This window comes from Pseudomonas sp. PB3P13 (genome assembly GCF_054897735.1).
Window position 1 is genome coordinate 3,955,161 of record NZ_CM142702.1, and the last position, 20,659, is coordinate 3,975,819.

Here is a 20,659-nt window from a genome sequence, read left to right on the forward strand (position 1 = left end):
GGCGTTTGCAGCGCCAAAAATTCTTAGCGAAGGGCTTTCCAGGCAGCGACATAGGCCTCGGCATTGGTCGCCACTTGCTCAGGTGTCATGCCCGGTTTAAACAGACCGGAACCGAGGCCGAAGCCTTTAACGCCGGCATCGATGAACGCCTGCATGTTGTCCGGGGTGATGCCGCCGACCGGCGCCAGAATCGTTCCGGCCGGCAGTACCGCGAGCCAGGCTTTGACGACAGCCGGGTTCATCTGCTCGGCGGGGAACAGCTTCAGCACATCCGCGCCTTCGGCCAGTGCGGCGAATGCTTCGGTCGGCGTCGCGACACCCGGCGACAGATACAGCCCCGCCGCTTTCGCCGCGCGCAAAACCCTGGCATCGCTGTGCGGCATGACGATCACCTGGCCACCCGCCGCTTTCACCTGCTCGACTTGATCCGGCGTCAACACGGTGCCCGCGCCGATCAGGCAATCGGCGGGCAACGTACTGCGCAGGATGCGGATACTTTCGTACGGCTCAGGGGAATTGAGCGGCACCTCGATGACGCGAAATCCGGCGGCATACAGGACTTCTCCGATAGCCGCGGCCTCTTGCGGACGCAGGCCCCGCAAGATCGCAATCAGACCGTTTTGCGCCAGTGCTTGTTTGAGCATGTCAGACCTCCAGTCAGGTTTAACGGGATGTAGGTGCTGCGACCAGCCCGGCGGCCAGCGCCAACTGCCACAACCCGCGTTCGGTGGCTTGCTCGGCCAGGGTCACGCAGGCGAAACCGCAGGCGTCGAGCGCACGGCGGTAGCGAGTACATAATTGAGCGTTGCCGATCAGAATGATCGAGGGCAGATGCACGGTATCGCGGCGCCGACGCTGGACGGTGGCCAGGGCCAGCAGCTCATGGCCGATCATCAGGCCGGACAGGTAATCGGGCTGGGCAGCGGCACTCAGCTCACCGGTCAGACCCAGGCTGCGGGCGCTGAAAACCGTCGATAGCGGGCCGATCTCACCCTCTGCAGACAGGGCTGTTTGCACACCGCGATCGAAAGCATCGCCGTCGAAGCAAGCACCCCGTTGCTGGGTGCGCCCCAGAATGCTGTGCTCGCTGAGTACGGCGAAGATCTCGCCAGTCATGAAGGTATCGAAATGGACGATGCAGCCGTCGACGACTTCGACCCATTTCGAATGGCTGCCCGGCAGGCCGATCAACAGATCGGCGCCCGCCTCGGCGGCGAGATTCTGCAAAACGCCCAGCACCTGGGTTTCTTCGCCGCGCATGACATTGGGCAAACGCGAGCGCTGAATCACACCCGGCACGATGTGCACATCGACACCGCGAAGGCTACGAACTGTTTGTAAGGACTTTCCGAGATTGGCGACGTTTGCCGGCGTGTCGCAGTAAGCCGCTTCACGCCAGCCCTGAGCGCTGCCGACCATGCCGCAGGCGATCACCGGCAAATCCGGCTGCGCATACAGCCAGTCGCCGCACGCCTCATCGAACGCCAGTTCAAACCCGTCAGCGCACAGCCGACCGTTGATAACGCGCGCGGTTTTCGGCAGCTGCATGATCCCCGAAGACAGCGAACGCTGTTCGAGCACCTGGCCACCCTCGGCGAGTTTGTAAGCACGTAATGAGGTGGTCCCCCAATCGAGCGCGATTAATTGCGCCAGCATCGCTTCACCTGTTTTGTTTTTTGGTCAGTGAGTGAGCCGGACTATAAACCTGAACGAGGAAAAATCTCAATATATAAATGGCTATCCCACATAACGGGATAAAGACAATAAAAAGATCGCAGCCTTCGTCAGCTCCTACGTGTAGTGATGTCCGGCCGCAAGGCGGCGCAGAACAGATCGGTAGGAGCTGACGAAGGCTGCGATCTTTAAACGGCTGTCAAGTGCCGTTGGCAAACTCCCGCAACAACGCCCCGTCCATCCGATACCGCACCCACTCCTCCTGCGGCCTTGCGCCGAGGGACTCGTAGAAGTCGATTGCCGGTTTGTTCCAGTCCAGCACGCTCCATTCGAAACGCCCGCAGTCGTTGGCGCAGGCGATTTTTGCCAGATGGCGCAGCAAGGTTTTGCCCGCGCCGCCGCCGCGTTGTTCGGGAGTGATGTAGAGGTCTTCGAGGTACAGGCAATTGCTGCCGAGCCAGGTGGAATAACTGAAGAAGAACACGGCGAAGCCGATGGGCAGCCCGTCGCGCAGGCAAATCAGACCGTGAGCAGTGGCGCCCTCGCTGAAGAGGCTGCGTTCGATGTCGGCGACGCTGGCGATGACTTCGTGACGGGCACGTTCATAGTCGGCCAGCTCGGTAATGAACCCGAGGATCTGCGGCGCATCGCTGGGAGTCGCCGCGCGGATTTCGATGGTCATGGACGTGCCTTGTTCGATAAGTTGAAAACGCCATACTAAGTCGGCACTCGTCACTTGGGAAATCCTGTGCTTAGCGGGCTTTTGTGTGAGTTTTTTTTGTGGCGAGGGGCCTTGTGGCGAGGGGGCTTGCCCCCGTTGAACTGCGCAGCAGTCCGGTGTTTACCTCAAAAGATACCATGGCCTACTGGGGCGGCTGCGCAACCCCACGGGGGCAAGCCCCCTCGCCACTTAAGCGCGTTCACTGGGGACTGTCAGAAATTTTGTGTTCGGGCATACCCTGAGCGCATTACTCGAGCCCGCGCTGCCGGCAGGGCTAAACCTGGCGGTGGGTCGACCGCGCCAAGCCGGTTCAACAGGTTTGAACCGTTCGTCGATCCTCAGGCACCAATTCCGAATAGAGCCAACCAACGTCAAGTAAGGACATTTAATCAATGGAGACGACACGATGATCTTGTCCAGGCTGACCGCTCTTACATTCGCTACCCTTCTGTCCTCTGCCGCATTCGCTGCCAACACTGCTTCCGGCACCGGTCCGACCAACCCGGTTGGCGGCACTGGCTCTCCGGCCACTCAAAGCACGCCCGGTATGAACACCAACGGCACTGGCGTCGACAGCGGCCTGCCGCCGTCCACCGGTACCGATCCGCGGACGCAAGGCAGTGACCCTGGACGTCAGGGCGGCTTGAATACGCCGGACGCGACTCCCGACAATGCCGGCCCCGGCATCGGCTCGAAAACCACCACGGGTGGTTCGGGTTCAGAAGGTGGCGGTGCCAGCCAGTAATCGCCCACGCGAGTCCATGCACGACCTATCCACAGCCATGAGAGGTAACCATGAACGTTGATAACGACCTGGAAAAAGAAGTCTTGACCCGCTTGCTGCATGCTCACCCGAGCGGTTTGGGCAAGGAGGTCCTGGACAATTACCGGGGTGAGAAAGTCGTGGCCAGCGCCCTCGCCGACCTGCAGGGCCGAGGTTTGATCCAGCACGGCCATGTGACCTGCAACGAGGCAGGCGAGCATTCGCTGAACATGCCGATCAAGCTCAGTGCCGCCGGCGTTGAAGCAGCGCGCAAGCTGGACGCTGATAAATAGCACCTGACGGGTCGCAGCCGCCCGTGGCTGCGACCGCTTGAGTGGCCCACTTATTCTCGTTGAATTTCCGGCCTCTTCGCGAGCAAGCCCGCTCCCACAGATGATCGCGTATTTCAATTCATCGCGATCAACTGCAGGAGCGAGCTTGCCAGCGATGGCAATCCATCAAGCGCCGGATGCTTGTTTGACCAACGCATCAACCTCAGCAGCCACGGGCGCAGTCGCCGGCCCCCATCGGGTCACCGCCAACGCAGCAGCCGCATTCGCTCGCCGTGCCGCCTCAATCACCGGCAATCCGTGCGCCAAACCTGCGACAAATACCCCGGCATGCGCATCGCCCGCGCCGTTGCTGTCCACCGCCACCACCTTGAAGCCCGGCACATGCCGACGCTCATCGCGCTGGCTGATCCAGCAGCCCTGCGGACCGTCGCGAACCACCGACAGCGTATCACTCGGCAAAAGCCCGACCAGACGATCCAGAGCCCCGGCAATGTCCGAAGCGCCGGTAAACCGCAAGGCCTCGACACTGTTGCTGGTCCACACGTCGATGCGCGGCAGCAAGGCCTGCATCATCGGCGCAACCGGTGATTCCACCAGCGGGCCCGGGTCGAACACCACGTTGATTTCAGTCGGCAACGCCAACACCCAGTCCATCAGTGCTTGCGCCTTGCCTGCGTGAAGCAGGCTGTAGCCGCTGACGTAGACGTAGTCGCCCGCCTCCGCTGGCACACTGGCGAGGTCTTCGGCGGTCAACTCGCCTTCGGCGCCGATGTAGGAAATGAAACTGCGCTCAGCCGTCGCTTCCGTCACCGCGACGCACAGCCCAGTGTCCCGCTCGGCGCGGTGGGCAATGCCGACCTGGATACCTTCGGCGTGCATGGCTTCCCGCGCGAGGTCACCAAAACGACCGCTGCCGTGCCGACCGAGATAGACCACCGGCAAGCCATTGCGCCGGGCAGCGGCCATCACGTTGAAGCCGCCGCCCGCTTCGAAACTGGCCGATTGCGCCAACACATCGCCGCCGGATTGCGGCAGCTTATCCACCGCCATGACCAGGTCGATCATGACCTGGCCGGTGTGCAACATCTTAGGCATGAGCATTCTCGACCGCGGCGGCACGACGATCTCTCGCCCCGCCCAACACATAATAAATTCCGCCCGCCACCAGGAACGTCACGATCCAGCCCAAGCCGTTATGGCCCAGCCAGGAATCTGAGAGAAACCCGCGGAACCAGACGTTTTGTTCGGTGGTGCCGATGGTGGTGAAACTGAAACCCAGCACGATTGCCACTGCCCACGCGCCGAATGCACGCCATTCGACCCCGCCGCGATACCAATAGGCGCTGCTCGGACTGACGTCCAGCAGGTCGGTCGGGCTGTAGTAATGACGGTGAATCAGGTCGACAACAAAGATCCCGACCCATGCGGTGATCGGCACTGCCAGCAAGGAAATGAAGGTGATGAAAGGGCCGTAGAAGCTGTCGGCGATCAGCATGAAATAGATCGAACCGGCAAAGATCGCGGCGATGTCGACGACGACCGCGTAGACGCGTTTGACCTTCAGACCGAGGGTCAACGTGGTCAGGCCTGCGGAGTAGACCGAGAGGTTGTTCGACAGCAGCAAGCCGCCGAATGCGGTGATCAGGTACGGCACGGCCATCCAGGTCGGCAGCATGTCGCGGATCGCGATGATCGGGTCGGTGGCCGAGGCCAGGTCATTGTTACCCACCGACAGCAATCCGCCGAGGGTGATCAACAACACCAGCGGGATACCCGCGCCGAATGCAGCCGACGCGACAAGGCGTACGGCCTTGACGCTGCGGTGCTGATAACGCGACATGTCGGCGCCGGCATTCGCCCAACCGATCCCGGTGCCGGCCGCCATGGTCCCGACACCGATGATCATCGCGCTCAGCGGCGCCGGGGTGGCGTTGAACACGGCGCTCCAGTCGATGGTGGCGCAGAGGAAACCGCCGACCAGAATGTTCAGCGCACCGAACACGTAGGTCGCCCACTTCTGAATCACCAGCAGAGTCGCGTGACCAAGGCCGGAAACAGACAGAGTCAGCAGCACGAAGATCGCGATGAAGATCAACGTCAGCACCGGCGCACTTTTCGCTTCGACCGGCGAACCAAACAAAATCGAGCACAGCGATAGCAGGACAAAAGCCGCCGTGGTGGTGTTGACGGTTTCCCAACCCAGGCGCGACATCAGCGACACCAGGGTCGGGCCTATATTGCCGCGCACACCGAAAATCGCCCGCGACAACGTCAGGCTCGGCGCCCGCCCGCGACGGCCGGCAATCGAGATGATCCCCACCACCGCAAACGAACCCGCAGCGCCGAGGATCGCGACGATGATGGCTTGCCAGATCGCCAGGCCGCGAAAGGCTACCAGCGTGGCGCCCAGCGGCAGGCCGAGAATGGAGATGTTGGCGGCGAACCAGACCCAGAACAACTGCAGCGGATGACCGTTGCACTCCGCTTCCGGCACCGGCTCGATGCCACGGGTTTCCAGCTGCCCGGCAGATTGTCCGGTGGTTGATGAACTCATGAAAAATGCTCCTGTTGCCTTTTTTGTGGTTGTGGGCAATTGCGCAAGTCGCAGGATATCGGCGCACCCGGATTTATGTGGCGAGGGGGCTCGCCCCCGTTGGAGCGCGAAGCGATCCCCAGAACCGTGATGTCAAATCATCAGGCATCCTTGGGTACAGAGCGGACGACTGCTTCGCAGCCGAAGGGGGCGGTGCGACGTTTCGCCAAGCCCCCTCACCACAGGGAATCTGTGCAGCTTTGAAGTCAGCGTAGGTCCAGCAAGCCCTGCACCAACGGCTCCAACTCCAGCTCATTGACGGCTTTGACTTGCTCGATCATCTCGACCGGCCAACTCTCAAGACCCAGGCAGGCGCCAAGCATCGCGCCGAGAATCGCGGCGATGGTGTCGGTGTCACCACCGAGACTGGCCGCCATGCACAGCGCTTCGAACGCATTCATTTCGCCGACCGCCACTTGTTGGGCCAGGGCGAACGACACCACGACCGATTCCTGCGACGCCACCGAAGTGCCGATCACGTCGTACAGAAGATCCGCCAACAGTGCCTTGTCGCTGTCGATGCTGATGGTCCGCGCCCAACTGATGCGCGAAGCGATGCGCCCACCGGCAACCCAGTGGCCGTGACTCTCCGCTTGCTGCGCGATGTGCTGACCCAGGTTCAACGCTTCGCCCAGGTCCATGCCGTTGATCCCGGCTGAAACCACCGCGGCGACTGCCGCTGCGCTGGAAATACCCAGCGTGGTGTTGTGGGTGACCTGGCAGGCCTCGATTACAGCAGCGACGAACCGCTGCGGGTCAGCGACATCTGCCGCAATCCCCACCGGCGTAATTCGCATCGCCGCGCCATTGGTGGTGCCATAGCGCCCTGCTTCTTCGGGTGAATGGCCGGCGAGAATCATCTCAATCGCCCGCTTGGTCGATGGCCCGAGCAAGTCCTGTGAGCCCTTGGCTTGCATCGTGGCTTCCCACTCGATCAGGCGCTGAGCGAGCAGCGCAGGTTCGATCTTGCCCGCGCCATCGATCAACAGCTGGCCGACCAGAATCGCCTGTTCGGTGTCGTCGGTAATCGAGCCGGCAGGCATGTTGGTGGCGATTGGCTGATGGGGACCCGCGTCTTGCAGATCCCTGATCTCGCCGAACCGCGCCTTGATATCGGCGCGGCTCATCGATTGCGTCGGCATGCCCAGCGCATCGCCGAGGGCCAGACCGTAAAACGCGCCCAAGGCACGATTGAGCGCAGTCATTGAGGGGTTCCAAATTGCAGATGAAGGCGGAAGTGCACCGGATCGAGCAGGCTTTCGACCAGCTCCATGAATCGATTTTGCCGGTCGTAAGTGGTGCGCAAGGCTTTGAGGAACACCGTGCCCACCGGTCGCCCGAGCAACCTGGCGTCTTCTGCGTTCAAGGGTTCGGCGCCGATCCATTGATCGCCGCGCTCGCCGATGTAGCCATAGGCGGCCAGCGTGATGGTCAGGGAATTGTCGATGAGGCCCACGCGCGGCAAGCTATCCAGGCCTCCGGTGGCCGGCATCAGTGAACGTTCGAGGGAAACCAGCGTGCCGTCGTTGGCGCGGCGCCGACGATCGAGGGTAATGAACTGATCGGTGCCGAAACGCGAAAGCAGGTCGGGACGGGTGACCGCCTCCAGCCGCAGCACCTCGGTGTTGACCAACGCACCGCTGTCGGCGAGGGCCTGCGCCCAACCGCTGCGCTGATCGAGTGCCACGCCATCAAAGGTGACAATGGAACCGACCCCGCTTTGCGTCGCAATGTAGTTGCGCCGCTTCAATTCGGCGAGCGCTTCACGCAACGTGCCGCGGCTGACTTTGAATTCTTGAGCCAACTGATGCTCGCCGGGCAGCAGGAAACCGTCCTCCATGAGGCCGCTTTCGATGCGCCGGATGAGTTCGTCGACCACCCGTTGTTTCTTGTCAAACCGTACCTGTCTAATCATGTACAAAGTGAAGCTGAAACTCGGAGAGTGGGCAAGAAATATTTCAGGGAGGTGACGGGAGGAAGTGGGAGTTCGCGGGTGCGTGGTGGATCAGATTAGCAGCCATCGCGGGCAAGCCACGCTCCCACAGGATAGTGCATTCTGTGGGAGTGTGGCTTGCCCGCGATGGCGTCAGTACAGTCAGCGAAATCTCAGCGTTGCTTGAGGCGATCGATGACAACGGCAAGAAGCAGAATCGAACCCCGAATCACATACTGATAAAACGTATCGATGTTCTTCAGATTCATCGCATTTTCGATGATCGCCAGAATCAGCACCCCGGCAATCACATGGCGGATCATGCCAATCCCGCCGCTCAGCGAAACCCCGCCCAGCACGCAGGCCGAGATCACCGTCAGCTCGAAACCCTGGCCGATCATCGGCTGGCCCGAGGTCATGCGCGACGCCAGAATCACGCCGGCCAACGCACCGATCACGCCATGCACGGCGAAGATGATGATCTTGGTCCGGTCAACGTTCACCCCGGCCAGCAACGCCGCTTCCTGGTTGCCACCAATGGCCATGGTATTGCGCCCGTAGGTGGTGTAATTGAGCAGCCAGCCAAAAAACAGAAAGCAGACGATGGTGATCAGGATCGGCACCGGCACACCAAACAGCTGACCATTGCCGAAGACGAAGAACGATTCCTGCGATACGCCGACCGCTTTGCCATTGGCAAAAATGTAAGCCAGACCGCGCACGATCTGCATGGTCGCCAGCGTGGTAATCAGCGCATTGACCCGCAGCTTGGCAATCACGATGCCGTTGATCAGCCCGACAATCAGGCCCATCACCAGCGCCGCGCCGACACCCAGCAACACGCTGTCGGTATCGCGCATCACCACTGCGGCGACCACGCCGGCACAGGCAATCACCGAGCCCACCGACAAGTCGAAATGACCGGACGCCAGGCAATACAACATGGTGCACGCGGCAATCCCGGTCGTCGAAATCGCCAGGCCGAGGCCACGCATGTTCAGGGGCGAGAGGAAGTTGTCGATCAGCAAGGTGCACAGCACGAAGATCCCGACCGCTGCCAGCAGCATGACCCAGTCGTCGAGGAAACGCCGCAGGTCCAGTGGTTTGCGCGTGGTCGGCAGAGCGTTGTTTTGGGTTGTCATCATAGTCACCTTTCAGTTCGCCACGCCGTCAGCGCGGTGGCGTGGCAAAGCCAGTTGCAGCAGGTTGGATTCGTTGGCCTCGTCACGGGACAGTTCGCCGCGCATCGCGCCCTCGCAGAGCACCAGAATGCGATCGGAAATACCCATGACTTCCATCAGGTCGCTGGACACCACAATCACTGCGATGCCGCTTTCGGCCAGGTTGTGGATGATCTGGTAGATCTCGGCCTTGGCGCCGATGTCGATGCCGCGCGTGGGCTCGTCGAGCAGCAATACTTTCATCGGCATTGATAGCCAGCGGCCGAGAATGGCCTTTTGCTGATTGCCGCCGGACAGGTACATGATTTTCTGCGCAGCGTTCGGCGTCTTCACCTTCAGCGCCTTGATCTGCTTGTCGGCGTTGTCTTTTTCCCACAGGCCGCGCAGCAGGCAACCAAACGTGGAATGGGCGCCGCGTGCGCTGATGTTAATGTTCTCGGCGACACTGGAGAGCGGCATGATGCCCTCCTTCTTGCGGTCCTCGGGACACAGCAGAATGCCGGCCGCGATGGCGTCGCGCGGTGAACGCAGTTTGAGTTCATGACCACGCAATTCGAGGCGCCCGGCGCTGTTGCGCTCCAGACCGCTGAGCATGCGAAACAGTTCGGTGCGACCGGCACCGACCAGGCCAAACAGCCCGAGAATTTCGCCTTTGTGCGCTTCGAAACTGACCGGCTCGCGCAAGCCCGGCCCGAGCAGACCGTCGACCTTGAGCGCCACGGCGCCACGCTTGCGCGGGCGGTAATCGTAGATGTCCTGAATGTCCCGACCGACCATGCACGTGACCAGTTGATCGTGGGTCAGCTCGCTCATGTCCTCGAAAGTGCGTACGTAACGACCATCCTTGAACACCGTCACCGCGTTGCAAATGCGGAACACTTCCTCCATGCGGTGAGACACGTAGAGCACCACTTTGCCCTCGTCGCGCAAACGGCCAATGATCGCCATCAAGCGATCAATCTCCCGCGCCGACAAGCTGCTGGTGGGTTCGTCGAACGCAATAACGTGCGCGCCCCGGGACAACGCCTTGGCGATTTCCACCAGTTGGCGCTGACCGAGGGACAGCCGCCCTACTTTCTCCTGCGGATCGATTTCATCGGCAAGGCCCTTGAGACAAGCCAGCGCTTGCTGGCGCAGAACGCCGCGGTTGATCAGGCCGAAACTGGCCGGCAAATGCCCCAGAAAAAGATTTTCCGCCACGCTCATTTCCGGCACCAGGTGCAATTCCTGATGGATGACCGCCACGCCACTGCCGATGCTGTCGGCGGTGGATTTGAACGCCATGGTCTGCTCGCCGATCTGCAGATCACCGCTGCTTGGCGTGTAAGCACCGCCAAGGATTTTCAGCAGCGTCGATTTGCCGGCACCGTTCTCGCCCATCAAGGCATGAACCTGTCCCGGATGAGCGACGAAGCTGATGCCGTCCAGAGCTTTCACGCCGGGGAAGGTTTTCCCGATCCCGTTGAAGCGCAAGCTGCCTTCGGCGCTGTGCTGTTGTGTTTTCAGTTGCGCGTGCATAACCCACCTCTTCAAACAGATCAGGCAACCCCATCGCCGGGGCTGCCAGTGAAATCAACCGATCCTCAGTTCCACAGGCCGATCTTTTCCAGTTCCTGCTTGAAGTTCTCGCGGGTGATCAGCGTCACGTCGTCCATTGCCGTGTACTTGGGCGGCTCTTTGCCGGTGGTAACCCACTCGTACATCATCTCGGCGGTTTTGTAGCCTTCGATGTGCGGGCTTGGCAGCATCGAGCCGAAGAAGCCACTGTCGGGTTTTTTCAGTTCGCCGATGGCGTCGGTACCGTTGATGCCGATGCCGATTACGTTAGCCGCCTTGAACCCCGCACTTTCGGTAGCGCGCACGCCGCCCAGCACGGTGTTGTCGTTCATGCCGCCGATGATCAGGTTTTTCGCCGCGCCCGGCAGTTTCACCAACGCCGAGTTGGTGGCGTCCATGCTGCCCGGGACATCGAGGGTTTTGAGGGCCGAAAACAGAATGTGATCTTTCGGCATCCCGGCTTCTTCCAGGGCCTTGACCGAACCGTCGGTGCGCTTTTTGCCGGTGTCGAGTTCGTTGTAGGTATTGATCACCGCGTAGGTATCTTTCCAGTCCCAGCCGCGTTTTTTCGCTTCGGTCGCCATGGCGGCGCCTTGCTTCTGACCGACTTCGAACGCAGCCATGCCCAGGTACGGAACGTCTTCCATGAACTTGCCGCTGGCATCGACAAAACGGTCATCGACCGCAATCACCTTCAAACCGTTGAGCTTGGCCTTGGCCATGATCGCCGGGCCGAGGGAAACGTCCGGCGGGCAGATCACGAAGCCCTTGGCGCCATTGGCCGCGAGGCTGTCGATGGCCGAGAGAGTTTTCTCGCCGTCCGGTACAGCGATCTTGATGACGGTAAAGCCTTTGTCCTTGCCGGCCTTTTCCGCGAAAGCCCATTCGGTCTGGAACCATGGCTCTTCAGCCTGCTTGACCAGAAAACCGATCTTCACTTCTTCGGCCGCCAGCAGCGCACTGCTCAGGCTGACCGCAGTGACCGCCAGGGCGGCACAGCACAGGGAACGGATCCCACGACGACGATTCATAAGCTGACTCCTTGTTATTTTTTTTGAGCGTTTATTGTTGGAAAACCGGTGAAACCATCAAGCATGAAGCAAATAGTCATATTGTATGATGATTGGATTTCAGGCGTAGTTCCGCGCCGAAATTCCCTCGCGTCAGTCGTGGTACATGACCGAGCGTCCACCATCGAGGGTGATGCATGAGGCATTTATAAATGGCGCCTCATCACTGGCGAGGAAAACCGCAGTCATGGCCCATTCCATCGATTGCCCGATGCGGCGTGGCGGTCCAGGTCCAGGGCGCGCTGGTGTTCGATTTTCCCAGGGCACGACAAAAACCGGGCATCTGTCGATGTCCGGCCAAGTAGGGGTATGAAAAATCGCTGCATCACTTCACCTGTTTTGTTTTTTTAAGTGTGAGTGCGAGTAACTGAAGGGGCCGACTATAAACCCGACCGCCAAATAATCTCAATATATAATTTTGCTTCCCATATTTTGGGATTCAGTCGGCAAATCGATGACAGATTTTTCCTGCAACGTCGACCCGAATGGACAACAACGCGCCGTCCAGTGGGTGATCAAGCGGGCTGGCGGCACTGGTGATGTACAAGGTTTTCAGGTCGTCGCCGCCGAACACGCAACTGGTCGGGCGGCTAACAGGCAACTCGATCACTCGATCGACGTTGCCATCCGGCGCCAGCCTGAGCAGGCAACTGCCATCCCAGCGCGCATTCCAGATAAAGCCTTCGGCATCCATCGCCGAACCGTCCGGCCCGCCGCGCTCATGCGGGCCGAACCAGACCTGCGCGGCGTCGAGGCTGCCATCGGCGTTGATAAAATGCCGATAGAGCGTCTTGTCCAGGCTGTCGGCGAAATACAGCGTAGTGCTGTCCTCGCTCCAGAGCAGGGTGTTTGGAATGCCCAGTCCACGCAGTAATGGCGTGACGCGGGCATCCCGGTCAATGCGGAACAGGCCGCCCGAACGTTGCACGATCGGCAAATCCTCGCCGCTTTCACCAATGTTGTTTTGCATGGTGCCCAGCCACAGCCGACCTTGAGCATCGCAGCGGGCTTCATTGGCGCGGTTGGCGGGGTTCGGATCGGCGACGCAGAGCAGGGTCAGGCGCGGCTCCAGTCCTGGCGAATCGAGATCAAGGCGATAAACACCACTGCTCAACGTCACCAGTGCATCGCCGCTTTCGCAGGGAATGAACGCTGAGACATGCTCCGGCATCTGCCAGATTTGTACGTTGGCGTCGATCAACCGCAGCGCTTGGTTGCCGGCGATGTCGACCCAGTAGAGTGCCCCGGTGGGCGCGTCCCAGAACGGGCTCTCACCGAGGTGCGCCCGGTGTTCGGTGACTGCGGTCCACTCCATGAAACCTCCTGCGTTGTTCTGTTTTGATGGGGGGAGATTCGACGTTGTCAGCTGGCCTTTCTATCGGCCATGACTTTCGGGTAGAAACGTTTGATCGCCAGGTCCGCATTGTCGATCAGCGTCATGCATGCCCACACACCGCGTGCAGCATCCCGGGCGGCGATGGCGTCGGCCATGTCCTTGTGGATCGGCAGCGTGCGACGCAATTCGTCCGGATCGGCCGCCGACACTTCGAACGACACCGCCAGCAACGCGCCCAATGCGGGGACCATTTGTTCGATGAATTGATTGTGGCTGGCAGCGAGGATGCACTCGTGGAAAAACTGGTCGGCGCGGTTGTAATCGGCGCCGCTTTCCACTGCACGCTCCAGCGCGTTGTAAGCCTGAAGCACCGCTTGCACTTGCTCCACCGTCGCACGTTCGCAAGCCCAGCGCACGGCCATGGGTTCGATGGTGCGGCGCAGGTCCAGCAGATCGTCGACGAAGTTCTCCGGCAAACCGCTGCGAGACAGCCAGCCAACGACTTGCGGATCGAAGAGGTTCCAGCGCCGCACCGGCAGCACGCGCGTGCCGACTTTCGGGCCGACTTCGAGCATGCCTTTGGCAACCAGGGTCTTGATGGCTTCGCGAATGACCGTGCGGCTGACGCCGAGCTGTTCGCCCAGATCGGCTTCGACCTTGATGGTCTCGCCTGGCTTCACCTGGCCTGCCGCAATCCAGCAACCCAGCCAGTCAACCGTCGATGCATGAAAACTGCTGGACATGGGTACCCCAATGTAAGGACGGCACAAAGCCGTTCGCAATGGGTGTCCACGCTAATCATCATATGATTGGGTGTCAAATTGATTTTTCGGGATTATGCGCCGGGATCGAGACCGATCGGGAAGAACTCACCCCCGCTCCATAGGCCGAGCCAGCGCTGCCCATCGATCTCCCGACTCACTGCGATTTCGACCAACTGGTAAAAGACATTTCGATGAATGAGGGCTTCGAGATGGGTGCGGATATGCACATAAGGCGCCGGTTCCTGGGTGACAGGATCAGTCACCACGCGCATGGGGTGTTCGGCACCGGCTTCGGCGGTTTCGTCGACGTTGGTGGTGAACCGTAGAATCTGCTGTTCACCCTCGCCGTCTACTTCCACGGCAATCGCCACAAACGGTGCGTCGTCGACCTTGATGCCGACTTTCTCGACAGGGGTAATCAGGAAATAATCATCGCCATCGCGGCGGATGATGGTGGAGAACAGTTTAACCATTGGCTTGCGCCCGATCGGCGTGCCCAGGTAATACCAGGTGCCGTCGCGGGCGATGCGCATGTCGATGTCGCCGCAGAAGTCGGGATTCCACAAGTGCACAGGCGGCAAGCCCTTGGTTTTGGGGATTTGCCCCAACAGGTCGTTGGCTTTTTGCGCATCACTCATGGCGGACTCCTTTGATTTATCGGTCGCTGATCCCCAACAGGCTGCGAGCGTATTGCTCCAGCGGCGGACCCATCAGGTCTTCGGGCTTTTCATCGTGGAACGTCAGTAAACCGCCACGACTCTTGATACGTGCAGTATCAATCAAATACTGGGTGCTGGTCTCGATCAACATGATTTGAATGACGCCGGTGTCGACACCGAGTCGGTCCACGTATTCCTGATCCAGCCATTCATCCGTGTTGCCGATCCGGTCATCCGACTTGGCGAAACGCGTGTAGAGCAAGTAATGCGCACCCAGTGCTCGGGCTTCACCCATGGCCTGGTCGAGACCTTCCGGGGCGCGGGCGCGGCGGACCATCGGGAAATATTCGATAAAACCGTTGAACGCGGTTTCGGCGATGACGTTAGGTCGCGGATAGGGACTGCCCGGTGGGGCGAAAGCGCCTTGGGCGATGTAAACGAATGAATCCGGCTGAATACGCAGGTTGTTCACGCGACGGCTGTCACTGTGATCGAGCAGGCCCGCGTCGCTCATGTGATAGCGGGTCCCTTCGGCCATGTCGCTGACATTCATGCAGCCACCAAGTGCCAAAACGGCCAGCAGCAAAACCAGGCTACGCATCCTACCCTCCAGAGGCCGGTGACGGAAAACCGGCGAATGGCCATGGAATGCAGCTTCCGCGCCAGTCTTCAGGAGTGCGAACATTTGTGGCGATCAGCCGCCAATAATCTTCATGACGGTCGCACCTCCGGAAAACGCCACTTCCTGCTTGTCGCCCAAGGCTTTCATCAGAAGTCGTTGCAGCGCCGGCAGCGCCTGGTGACGCGGTTTGTCGAGAAGATCGCCGACATAGTGGCGATTGCTCGAAGACAGGCAGCCATGTAACCAGCCCGTAGACGACAGCCGCAGCCGCGAACAGGTCCGGCAAAATGGCACGCTCTCATTGGCGATCACGCCGAAATGGCCCTGCCCGGGAATTTCATAGCGAACCGCCGTTGCGTCGACCGGCGCATCGGCTTGCAGATATTCGTGATGATCGCCGATCAGGCTCAGCAACTGCTGCAGGCTGACAAACTGCTGCAGGAATGCATTGGAGTCGCTGGCCAGATGGCCCATGCGCATCAGCTCGATAAAGCGCAATTCATAGCCGCGCTCCAGGCAATAGTCGAGCAAGGGCATGACCTGATCCAGGTTCTGCCCGCGCAACGGCACCATGTTGACCTTGATTTTCAGCCCCGCCGCTTTGGCCTGGTCCATTCCGTCGAGTACAGTCGCCAGGTCCCCGCCGCGCGCAATGCTGCGAAATGCATCGGCATCCAGAGTGTCGAGCGAGACGTTGATGCGACGGATACCGGCGTCCACCAGCAACGGCAACTTCTTTGCCAGCAATTGACCGTTGGTGGTCAGGCTGATGTCTTCCAGCCCCATTTTGCCGACAGCCGTCATGAAGGCTTCGAGCTTGGGGCTTACCAGCGGCTCGCCACCCGTGATGCGCAACCGTTCGATACCAGCCGCTTCGATCAGGTACGCAACACCACGCGCCATGGCCTCGGCCGACAGTTCATCCTGCGCAGCGACCAGCCGCTTGCCGTTAGGCACGCAGTAGGTACACGCGTAGTTGCAGGCTGAAGTCAGACTGATCCGCAAGTTGCGAAAACGCCTGCCTTGACGGTCAACGATCATGGATCACTCCGGCAAAAGGGAATCGAACGGGTAAAACTTGACTCACAAATCAAGTTTTAGCAAGTCCTATGCCTGAGTATATTCCTGCGGTACTGCGCCATGTAGCAAAATCATGGCGCAATAAGGTCACTGAATGGCTCAGCTGCTCGGGGTATCGGTATCGCGCTTGCGCTTGTTGCCCATGCGCACGCCGATGTCCATCAGGAACTGGAAGAAGCCTTCCTGATCTTCTAGCACGTTGCTCCAGAAAGGCGAGTGATACAGCGCAACAGCGCCGTGTACCAATGCCCATGAAGCGCAGTAATGGAAATACGGCGGCACGTCTTCGAGCTTGCCCTCGCTGATCCGCCCTTTGATCAGCAGTGTCAGACGTTCGAAGTTGGAGGCACGGATCTTGTGCAACTCCTCGATCATCTCCGGTACCTGATTGCCCTTGACCACCTTTTCCTCGAGGCGGTCAAACAAACGGTAGCGTTGCGGATCACGCATGCGGAACTCGAAATAGGCCCGGGACAATGCTTCCTTGTCCTTGTCGACATCGGCCGAGTGCAACAGCTCGTTCAAATCCCGCTCGTAGTCGAGCATCAGGCGCAGATAGATCTCGGCCTTGGACTTGAAGTGCTTGTAGATCGTGCCTTTGCCGATACCCACGGCATCAGCAATCATCTCGACGGTGACACTGTCTTCACCTTGATCGAGGAACAGCTTGAGCGCGGTATCGAGAATTTCCTGCTCGCGGCGGCGAAACTCACGGACCTTACGAGGTTCTTTATGCATAAGAAAAGGTCTGATCGGGTCAAAATTCGAAGCCGCGTATTATGCCTAACTTGCGCCAAAATGCACGGATCATCCGACTATATCTGCGCCTGCTGGTCATTTCCTGCACGAATGACGGTTGATGAGAACAGTTCCGAAGCGCAGGTATTCCAAAATTGTTTAAAAAGCCGACCGGCTAAACTGGACTGCGCGCAATACTGATCAATACTTCAAATGTCGGCGGGGCATCTCCCCCAAGTGCCGCGACGATATTGGTGCCGACGGACCGCGTACCATTGTTTTACTCCTAATGGTCTTAACCCGGATTCACCCCCCAGAACCCGGGTTTTTTTTGCCTGCGATTCGGGGTCCAAAGCCCCGTAGGCGCTGCCGAAGACTGCGCTCTTTTTCCCGACGTTACGACGCCGTCCTGACATGCGCCAGGGGGAACAGCCGCTTGAAGTTTTCGGTGGTCTGCTCGGCAAATTGCTCGAAAGGCTCGCCCCGCAACATCGCCAGAAACTCTGCCACTTCGCGCACATATTGCGGCAGGTTCGGTTTGCCGCGATGCGGAATCGGCGCGAGGTACGGAGAGTCGGTTTCCACCAGCAAGCGATCGGCAGGCACTTTGCTCGCCACATCGCGCAAGGCATCCGCATTGCGAAATGTGACAATCCCGGACAGGGAAATGTAATAGCCCATGTCCAGAGCCGCCTTGGCCATGTCCCAGTCTTCAGTGAAGCAATGCAGCACGCCGGCCTGCGGCAATGCCGCTTCACGCAGCAGATTGAGTGTGTCGGACCGGGCTCCACGCGTATGGATGATCACGGGTTTGCCGGTCTGCTGTGCAGCCTCCAGGTGCAGGCGAAACGACTGCTGCTGCAAGTGCGCCGCTTCGGGCTCGTAGTGGTAATCGAGACCGGTTTCACCAATGGCTACGACTCGGGGATGATCGAGTTCACGCAGCAGCCAGTCCAGCGCCGGCGCAGCGCCGGGTTGCACATCCAGCGGGTGGACGCCAACGGAACAGTCGACATCGTCATAACGCTCGGCAAGCGCTTTGACGTCGGCAGCGTTGTCGACGCTGACTCCGATGCACAGAAAGTGTCCGACTCCGCGGCCACGGGCCGCATCCAGTGCAGCATCCAGGGAGCCGTCGTGGGCGGCGAGGTCGAGGCGATCGAGGTGACAATGGGAATCTACAAGCATAAGAAGACGGCAACTTACATCGTGTGAGTGGGACGGTCGGACTGCAGCGCTCCGGCCAGATGGGTTTCGATGCGACTGCGCGCAGTGTCGTCGCCATCGTTGAACTGCACGCCAACGCCGGCGGCCCGGTTACCTTGCGCACCTTTGGGCGTGATCCAGGTGACCTTGCCCGCCACAGGAATTTTTTCCGCCTCGTCCATGAGGTTCAATAACATGAACACCTCATCGCCCAACTTGTAACTTTTGTTGGTCGGGATAAACAGGCCACCGTTCTTGATGAACGGCATGTAGGCCGCGAAAAGAACGGACTTGTCCTTGATGGTCAGGGACAGAATGCCGTTGCGCGGCCCCTGATTGACGGCTTCATTCATGCTGACCTCCCGTGCAGATGCTTAAAGTCTAGTCACTTCTGGCCGGGCAGAGAAACCCATTGCACCAGCAACGCTTCCAGCAACAGTACCCGGTTGAGATTGGCCTTGCTCATGACTTTCTGACGCTGGGCGAGAATCCAGTCCTGAATGTTCAAGACCTTGTCCTGACCGGACTTCTGCGCCAGGTACTGAATGACCTTACGCATGTCGGCCAGCCCCAGCCCCTCTTCATCCTGGGTGAGTTGATAACGCAGGATCAGGCTCGACCAGTCGCAGAACCAGTCGAACAGCAACAACAGCGGGATTGCATTCCAGCCTTCAGCCAGTTGCGTTGGCGATTGTTGCTGTTTAAGCAATTTTTTCACGCCCTCGACCACCAGTGCGCGCTGTTCGCGCACACCCTGGGTCTGCAGATTGACTGCGGCGAGCGGCGAGCCGGCGGCCAGGGTGAGCAGCTCGACGCGTTCATCGTCCGAGCAGTCCGGCAGCGCTTTGGCCAGCCAGGCAAGGCTCATCGCTTCGCTCGGTAACGGACATGCCTGCTGCACGCAGCGGCTCTTGATGGTTGGCAGCAAACGACTGGTCTGGTGACTGACCAGCAACAAAACCGTATCGCCGGAAGGCTCTTCGAGGCTTTTCAACAAGGCGTTGGCCGCGTTGACGTTCATCGACTCGACCGGCTCGATCAGCACCACTTTGCGCCCGCCCATCTGCGCAGTCTGTACGACGAAACTCACCAGCTCGCGAACTTGATCGACCTTGATCGCCTTGTCGGCTTCTTCCGGTTCCAGAATGTAATTGTCGGGATGGCTACCGGCCTTGAGCAGCAGACAGGATTTACATTCGCCACAGGCATTTTGCGGCGTCGGACGCTGGCACAGCAGACTGGCCATCAAGCGTTCGGCCAGCGCACGCTTGCCAATCCCGGCCGGACCGTGCAGCAGATAGGCGTGTGCATGCTGCTTGCGCCCGGCAAATTGCTGCCATAGCCCGTCCTGCCATGGGTAGGATTCAGCCACGGGTCAGCTCCAGCGACAACCCGCGAACCCTGCCCAGACAGGCATAGGTCGAATCTTGTATTCGTTCTTCAAGGAATGTAAACATGGATTTCATATACGCTCGTCTAACAAAATGTACACCCTATGAATCCCCCCACCGAAGCATTTTTTGGAGCCTGAATTGCCAACCATCATCGGTCTTGCCGCCGTAGCCCGCTCAGGGAAAGACACCGTAGCTTCCATGCTGCTGGAGCACCCGGACGTCTCGACTTTTGCTCTGGCCGACCCTTTGAAAGCGGGATGCCAGGCACTTTTCGGCCTAACAGATGATGAGGCCTGGTCGGACGACTTCAAGGAGAAAGATATCCCGCTCTGGAGAGCGTCACCTCGCCAGATGTTCCAACGGGTTGGAACGGAATGGCTGCGAGATCATAACCCAGAGCATTGGCTATTACGTGCTGATCGGCAACTCAATCATTGCTCGTCAACCCCTGCTCCGACCCGATCTGTGAATACTGCCTCACCTGCTTCGCCAACATGGATGGCGGTCCAGGTGTTTTGGGGGCTTAGCGACGAGCAAACCTGGATTGCAGAAAATCGCGAAACAGTGGACCCCTTCTGGATGCTCACACCGAATCAAATGTTTTCACTTATACAAAAATATCTTGATCGAGACTTTCCAACTTACCAATTAACACGCAAGAGCCGCCCGGTTAAAAAACCAAAGTCAATATCTTGCGACATGTCCGGAAAATCGATCGTTGTAATAAAAGACATACGGTATGAAAACGAAGCCGAATTCTGGCGCAATCACAATGGAATCATTTGGCACATAACCAGAAAAAATGCGGCTGCAGTCAATTACCATTCTTCGGAAGAAGGGATCGACGTTCGAAAAGGCGATGTCGTCATAGAAAACAACGGAACTCTGGATGAACTGAGAGAAAAAACCGAGCGTACATGGAAAGCGCTCGCGGCGATCAAGTGATCAACTGCCAGAGATGAGCCATGACTTGCGAGGCCAGAATCACGCTTTGTGAGATTTAAGCAAGAAGCCATATGGGTCGCCCTTTGAGTATCAGCAGGAAGAAGCCTGCTCCGGTCTTCACTCATTTTGA

General features: G+C 59.3%; 22 protein-coding genes and 1 pseudogene. 3 read left to right on the forward strand and 20 right to left on the reverse strand.

The annotated features are described in order from the left end of the window. Positions 1 to 23 precede the first annotated feature (23 nt). From ACYZT1_RS18075 to ACYZT1_RS18085, 3 genes are all read right to left on the reverse strand, one after another. Positions 24 to 644, reverse strand: coding sequence for a 2-dehydro-3-deoxy-6-phosphogalactonate aldolase (locus ACYZT1_RS18075; RefSeq protein ID WP_462016029.1), 621 nt, complete (start codon positions 642 to 644; stop codon positions 24 to 26). Between the two features lie 19 nt (positions 645 to 663). After that, a complete protein-coding gene (locus ACYZT1_RS18080) occupies positions 664 to 1,656 on the reverse strand; it encodes a 2-dehydro-3-deoxygalactonokinase (RefSeq protein WP_462016030.1) in 993 nt (330 codons plus the stop codon). 217 nt (positions 1,657 to 1,873) lie between these two features. Continuing rightward, positions 1,874 to 2,356: a GNAT family N-acetyltransferase gene (locus tag ACYZT1_RS18085; protein ID WP_462016031.1), complete on the reverse strand. Its 483-nt coding sequence runs from the start codon at positions 2,354 to 2,356 to the stop codon at positions 1,874 to 1,876. Between the two features lie 445 nt (positions 2,357 to 2,801). Between ACYZT1_RS18085 and ACYZT1_RS18090 the strand changes: the two genes are divergently transcribed. Together ACYZT1_RS18090 and ACYZT1_RS18095 are read left to right on the forward strand one after the other, a co-directional pair. Then, positions 2,802 to 3,140 (forward strand): hypothetical protein, encoded by a 339-nt coding sequence (locus ACYZT1_RS18090; RefSeq protein ID WP_462016032.1) that lies wholly within the window; start codon positions 2,802 to 2,804, stop codon positions 3,138 to 3,140. Positions 3,141 to 3,190: 50 nt separating this feature from the next. Then, positions 3,191 to 3,451, forward strand: coding sequence for a hypothetical protein (locus tag ACYZT1_RS18095; RefSeq protein WP_462016033.1), 261 nt, complete (start codon positions 3,191 to 3,193; stop codon positions 3,449 to 3,451). 165 nt (positions 3,452 to 3,616) lie between these two features. Here the strand turns inward: ACYZT1_RS18095 and ACYZT1_RS18100 are convergent, their stop codons facing one another. From ACYZT1_RS18100 to ACYZT1_RS18180, 17 genes and pseudogenes are all read right to left on the reverse strand, one after another. Then, on the reverse strand, positions 3,617 to 4,546 hold the full coding sequence (locus tag ACYZT1_RS18100) for a PfkB family carbohydrate kinase (protein WP_462016034.1): 930 nt from the start codon (positions 4,544 to 4,546) through the stop codon (positions 3,617 to 3,619). Then, complete coding sequence (locus ACYZT1_RS18105) at positions 4,539 to 6,005, reverse strand: purine-cytosine permease family protein (RefSeq protein WP_462016035.1); 1,467 nt, start codon at positions 6,003 to 6,005, stop codon at positions 4,539 to 4,541. The genes ACYZT1_RS18100 and ACYZT1_RS18105 overlap by 8 nt, the downstream gene beginning before the upstream one ends. Positions 6,006 to 6,250: 245 nt before the next feature. Further along, on the reverse strand, positions 6,251 to 7,249 hold the full coding sequence (locus ACYZT1_RS18110; RefSeq protein WP_462016036.1) for an ADP-ribosylglycohydrolase family protein: 999 nt from the start codon (positions 7,247 to 7,249) through the stop codon (positions 6,251 to 6,253). Then, a complete protein-coding gene (locus ACYZT1_RS18115; RefSeq protein ID WP_462016037.1) occupies positions 7,246 to 7,959 on the reverse strand; it encodes a GntR family transcriptional regulator in 714 nt (237 codons plus the stop codon). Before ACYZT1_RS18115 ends, ACYZT1_RS18110 begins: the two co-directional genes overlap by 4 nt. A 191-nt stretch (positions 7,960 to 8,150) precedes the next feature. Further along, positions 8,151 to 9,119 (reverse strand): L-arabinose ABC transporter permease AraH, encoded by a 969-nt coding sequence (gene araH, locus ACYZT1_RS18120; RefSeq protein ID WP_462016038.1) that lies wholly within the window; start codon positions 9,117 to 9,119, stop codon positions 8,151 to 8,153. Positions 9,120 to 9,131: 12 nt separating this feature from the next. Continuing rightward, on the reverse strand, positions 9,132 to 10,676 hold the full coding sequence (araG, locus tag ACYZT1_RS18125; RefSeq protein ID WP_462016039.1) for an L-arabinose ABC transporter ATP-binding protein AraG: 1,545 nt from the start codon (positions 10,674 to 10,676) through the stop codon (positions 9,132 to 9,134). Between the two features lie 65 nt (positions 10,677 to 10,741). Next, positions 10,742 to 11,746, reverse strand: coding sequence for a substrate-binding domain-containing protein (locus tag ACYZT1_RS18130; protein ID WP_462016040.1), 1,005 nt, complete (start codon positions 11,744 to 11,746; stop codon positions 10,742 to 10,744). A gap of 132 nt (positions 11,747 to 11,878) precedes the next feature. Further along, a pseudogene (locus tag ACYZT1_RS18135) lies at positions 11,879 to 12,036 on the reverse strand (SDR family oxidoreductase); the annotation flags it as partial. A 188-nt stretch (positions 12,037 to 12,224) separates the two neighbouring features. Further along, complete coding sequence (locus ACYZT1_RS18140; RefSeq protein WP_462016041.1) at positions 12,225 to 13,100, reverse strand: SMP-30/gluconolactonase/LRE family protein; 876 nt, start codon at positions 13,098 to 13,100, stop codon at positions 12,225 to 12,227. Between the two features lie 47 nt (positions 13,101 to 13,147). Next, positions 13,148 to 13,864 carry a FadR/GntR family transcriptional regulator gene (locus ACYZT1_RS18145; protein ID WP_462016042.1) on the reverse strand — a complete coding sequence of 239 codons (717 nt, stop codon included), beginning with the start codon at positions 13,862 to 13,864 and terminating at the stop codon, positions 13,148 to 13,150. Positions 13,865 to 13,956: 92 nt separating this feature from the next. Next, positions 13,957 to 14,523: a DUF1285 domain-containing protein gene (locus ACYZT1_RS18150; RefSeq protein ID WP_462016043.1), complete on the reverse strand. Its 567-nt coding sequence runs from the start codon at positions 14,521 to 14,523 to the stop codon at positions 13,957 to 13,959. 16 nt (positions 14,524 to 14,539) lie between these two features. After that, the gene (locus tag ACYZT1_RS18155; protein WP_462016044.1) at positions 14,540 to 15,145 is read right to left on the reverse strand and encodes a DUF4823 domain-containing protein; all 606 of its coding nucleotides are present in this window, start codon (positions 15,143 to 15,145) and stop codon (positions 14,540 to 14,542) included. A gap of 93 nt (positions 15,146 to 15,238) precedes the next feature. Beyond that, the gene (locus tag ACYZT1_RS18160) at positions 15,239 to 16,207 is read right to left on the reverse strand and encodes a GTP 3',8-cyclase MoaA (protein WP_462016045.1); all 969 of its coding nucleotides are present in this window, start codon (positions 16,205 to 16,207) and stop codon (positions 15,239 to 15,241) included. 138 nt (positions 16,208 to 16,345) lie between these two features. After that, entirely contained in the window at positions 16,346 to 16,984 is a 639-nt protein-coding gene (locus ACYZT1_RS18165) for a TetR/AcrR family transcriptional regulator (protein WP_008031613.1), read from the reverse strand. Between the two features lie 396 nt (positions 16,985 to 17,380). Beyond that, positions 17,381 to 18,172 carry a TatD family hydrolase gene (locus ACYZT1_RS18170; RefSeq protein ID WP_462016046.1) on the reverse strand — a complete coding sequence of 264 codons (792 nt, stop codon included), beginning with the start codon at positions 18,170 to 18,172 and terminating at the stop codon, positions 17,381 to 17,383. A gap of 14 nt (positions 18,173 to 18,186) precedes the next feature. Further along, complete coding sequence (locus ACYZT1_RS18175) at positions 18,187 to 18,543, reverse strand: PilZ domain-containing protein (protein WP_462016047.1); 357 nt, start codon at positions 18,541 to 18,543, stop codon at positions 18,187 to 18,189. A 32-nt stretch (positions 18,544 to 18,575) separates the two neighbouring features. Continuing rightward, complete coding sequence (locus tag ACYZT1_RS18180; protein WP_462016048.1) at positions 18,576 to 19,562, reverse strand: DNA polymerase III subunit delta'; 987 nt, start codon at positions 19,560 to 19,562, stop codon at positions 18,576 to 18,578. 160 nt (positions 19,563 to 19,722) lie between these two features. Here ACYZT1_RS18180 and ACYZT1_RS18185 point away from each other — a divergent pair, with 160 nt between their 5' ends. After that, entirely contained in the window at positions 19,723 to 20,529 is an 807-nt protein-coding gene (locus ACYZT1_RS18185) for a deoxynucleotide monophosphate kinase family protein (RefSeq protein ID WP_462016049.1), read from the forward strand. The last annotated feature ends 130 nt before the right edge of the window (positions 20,530 to 20,659 follow it).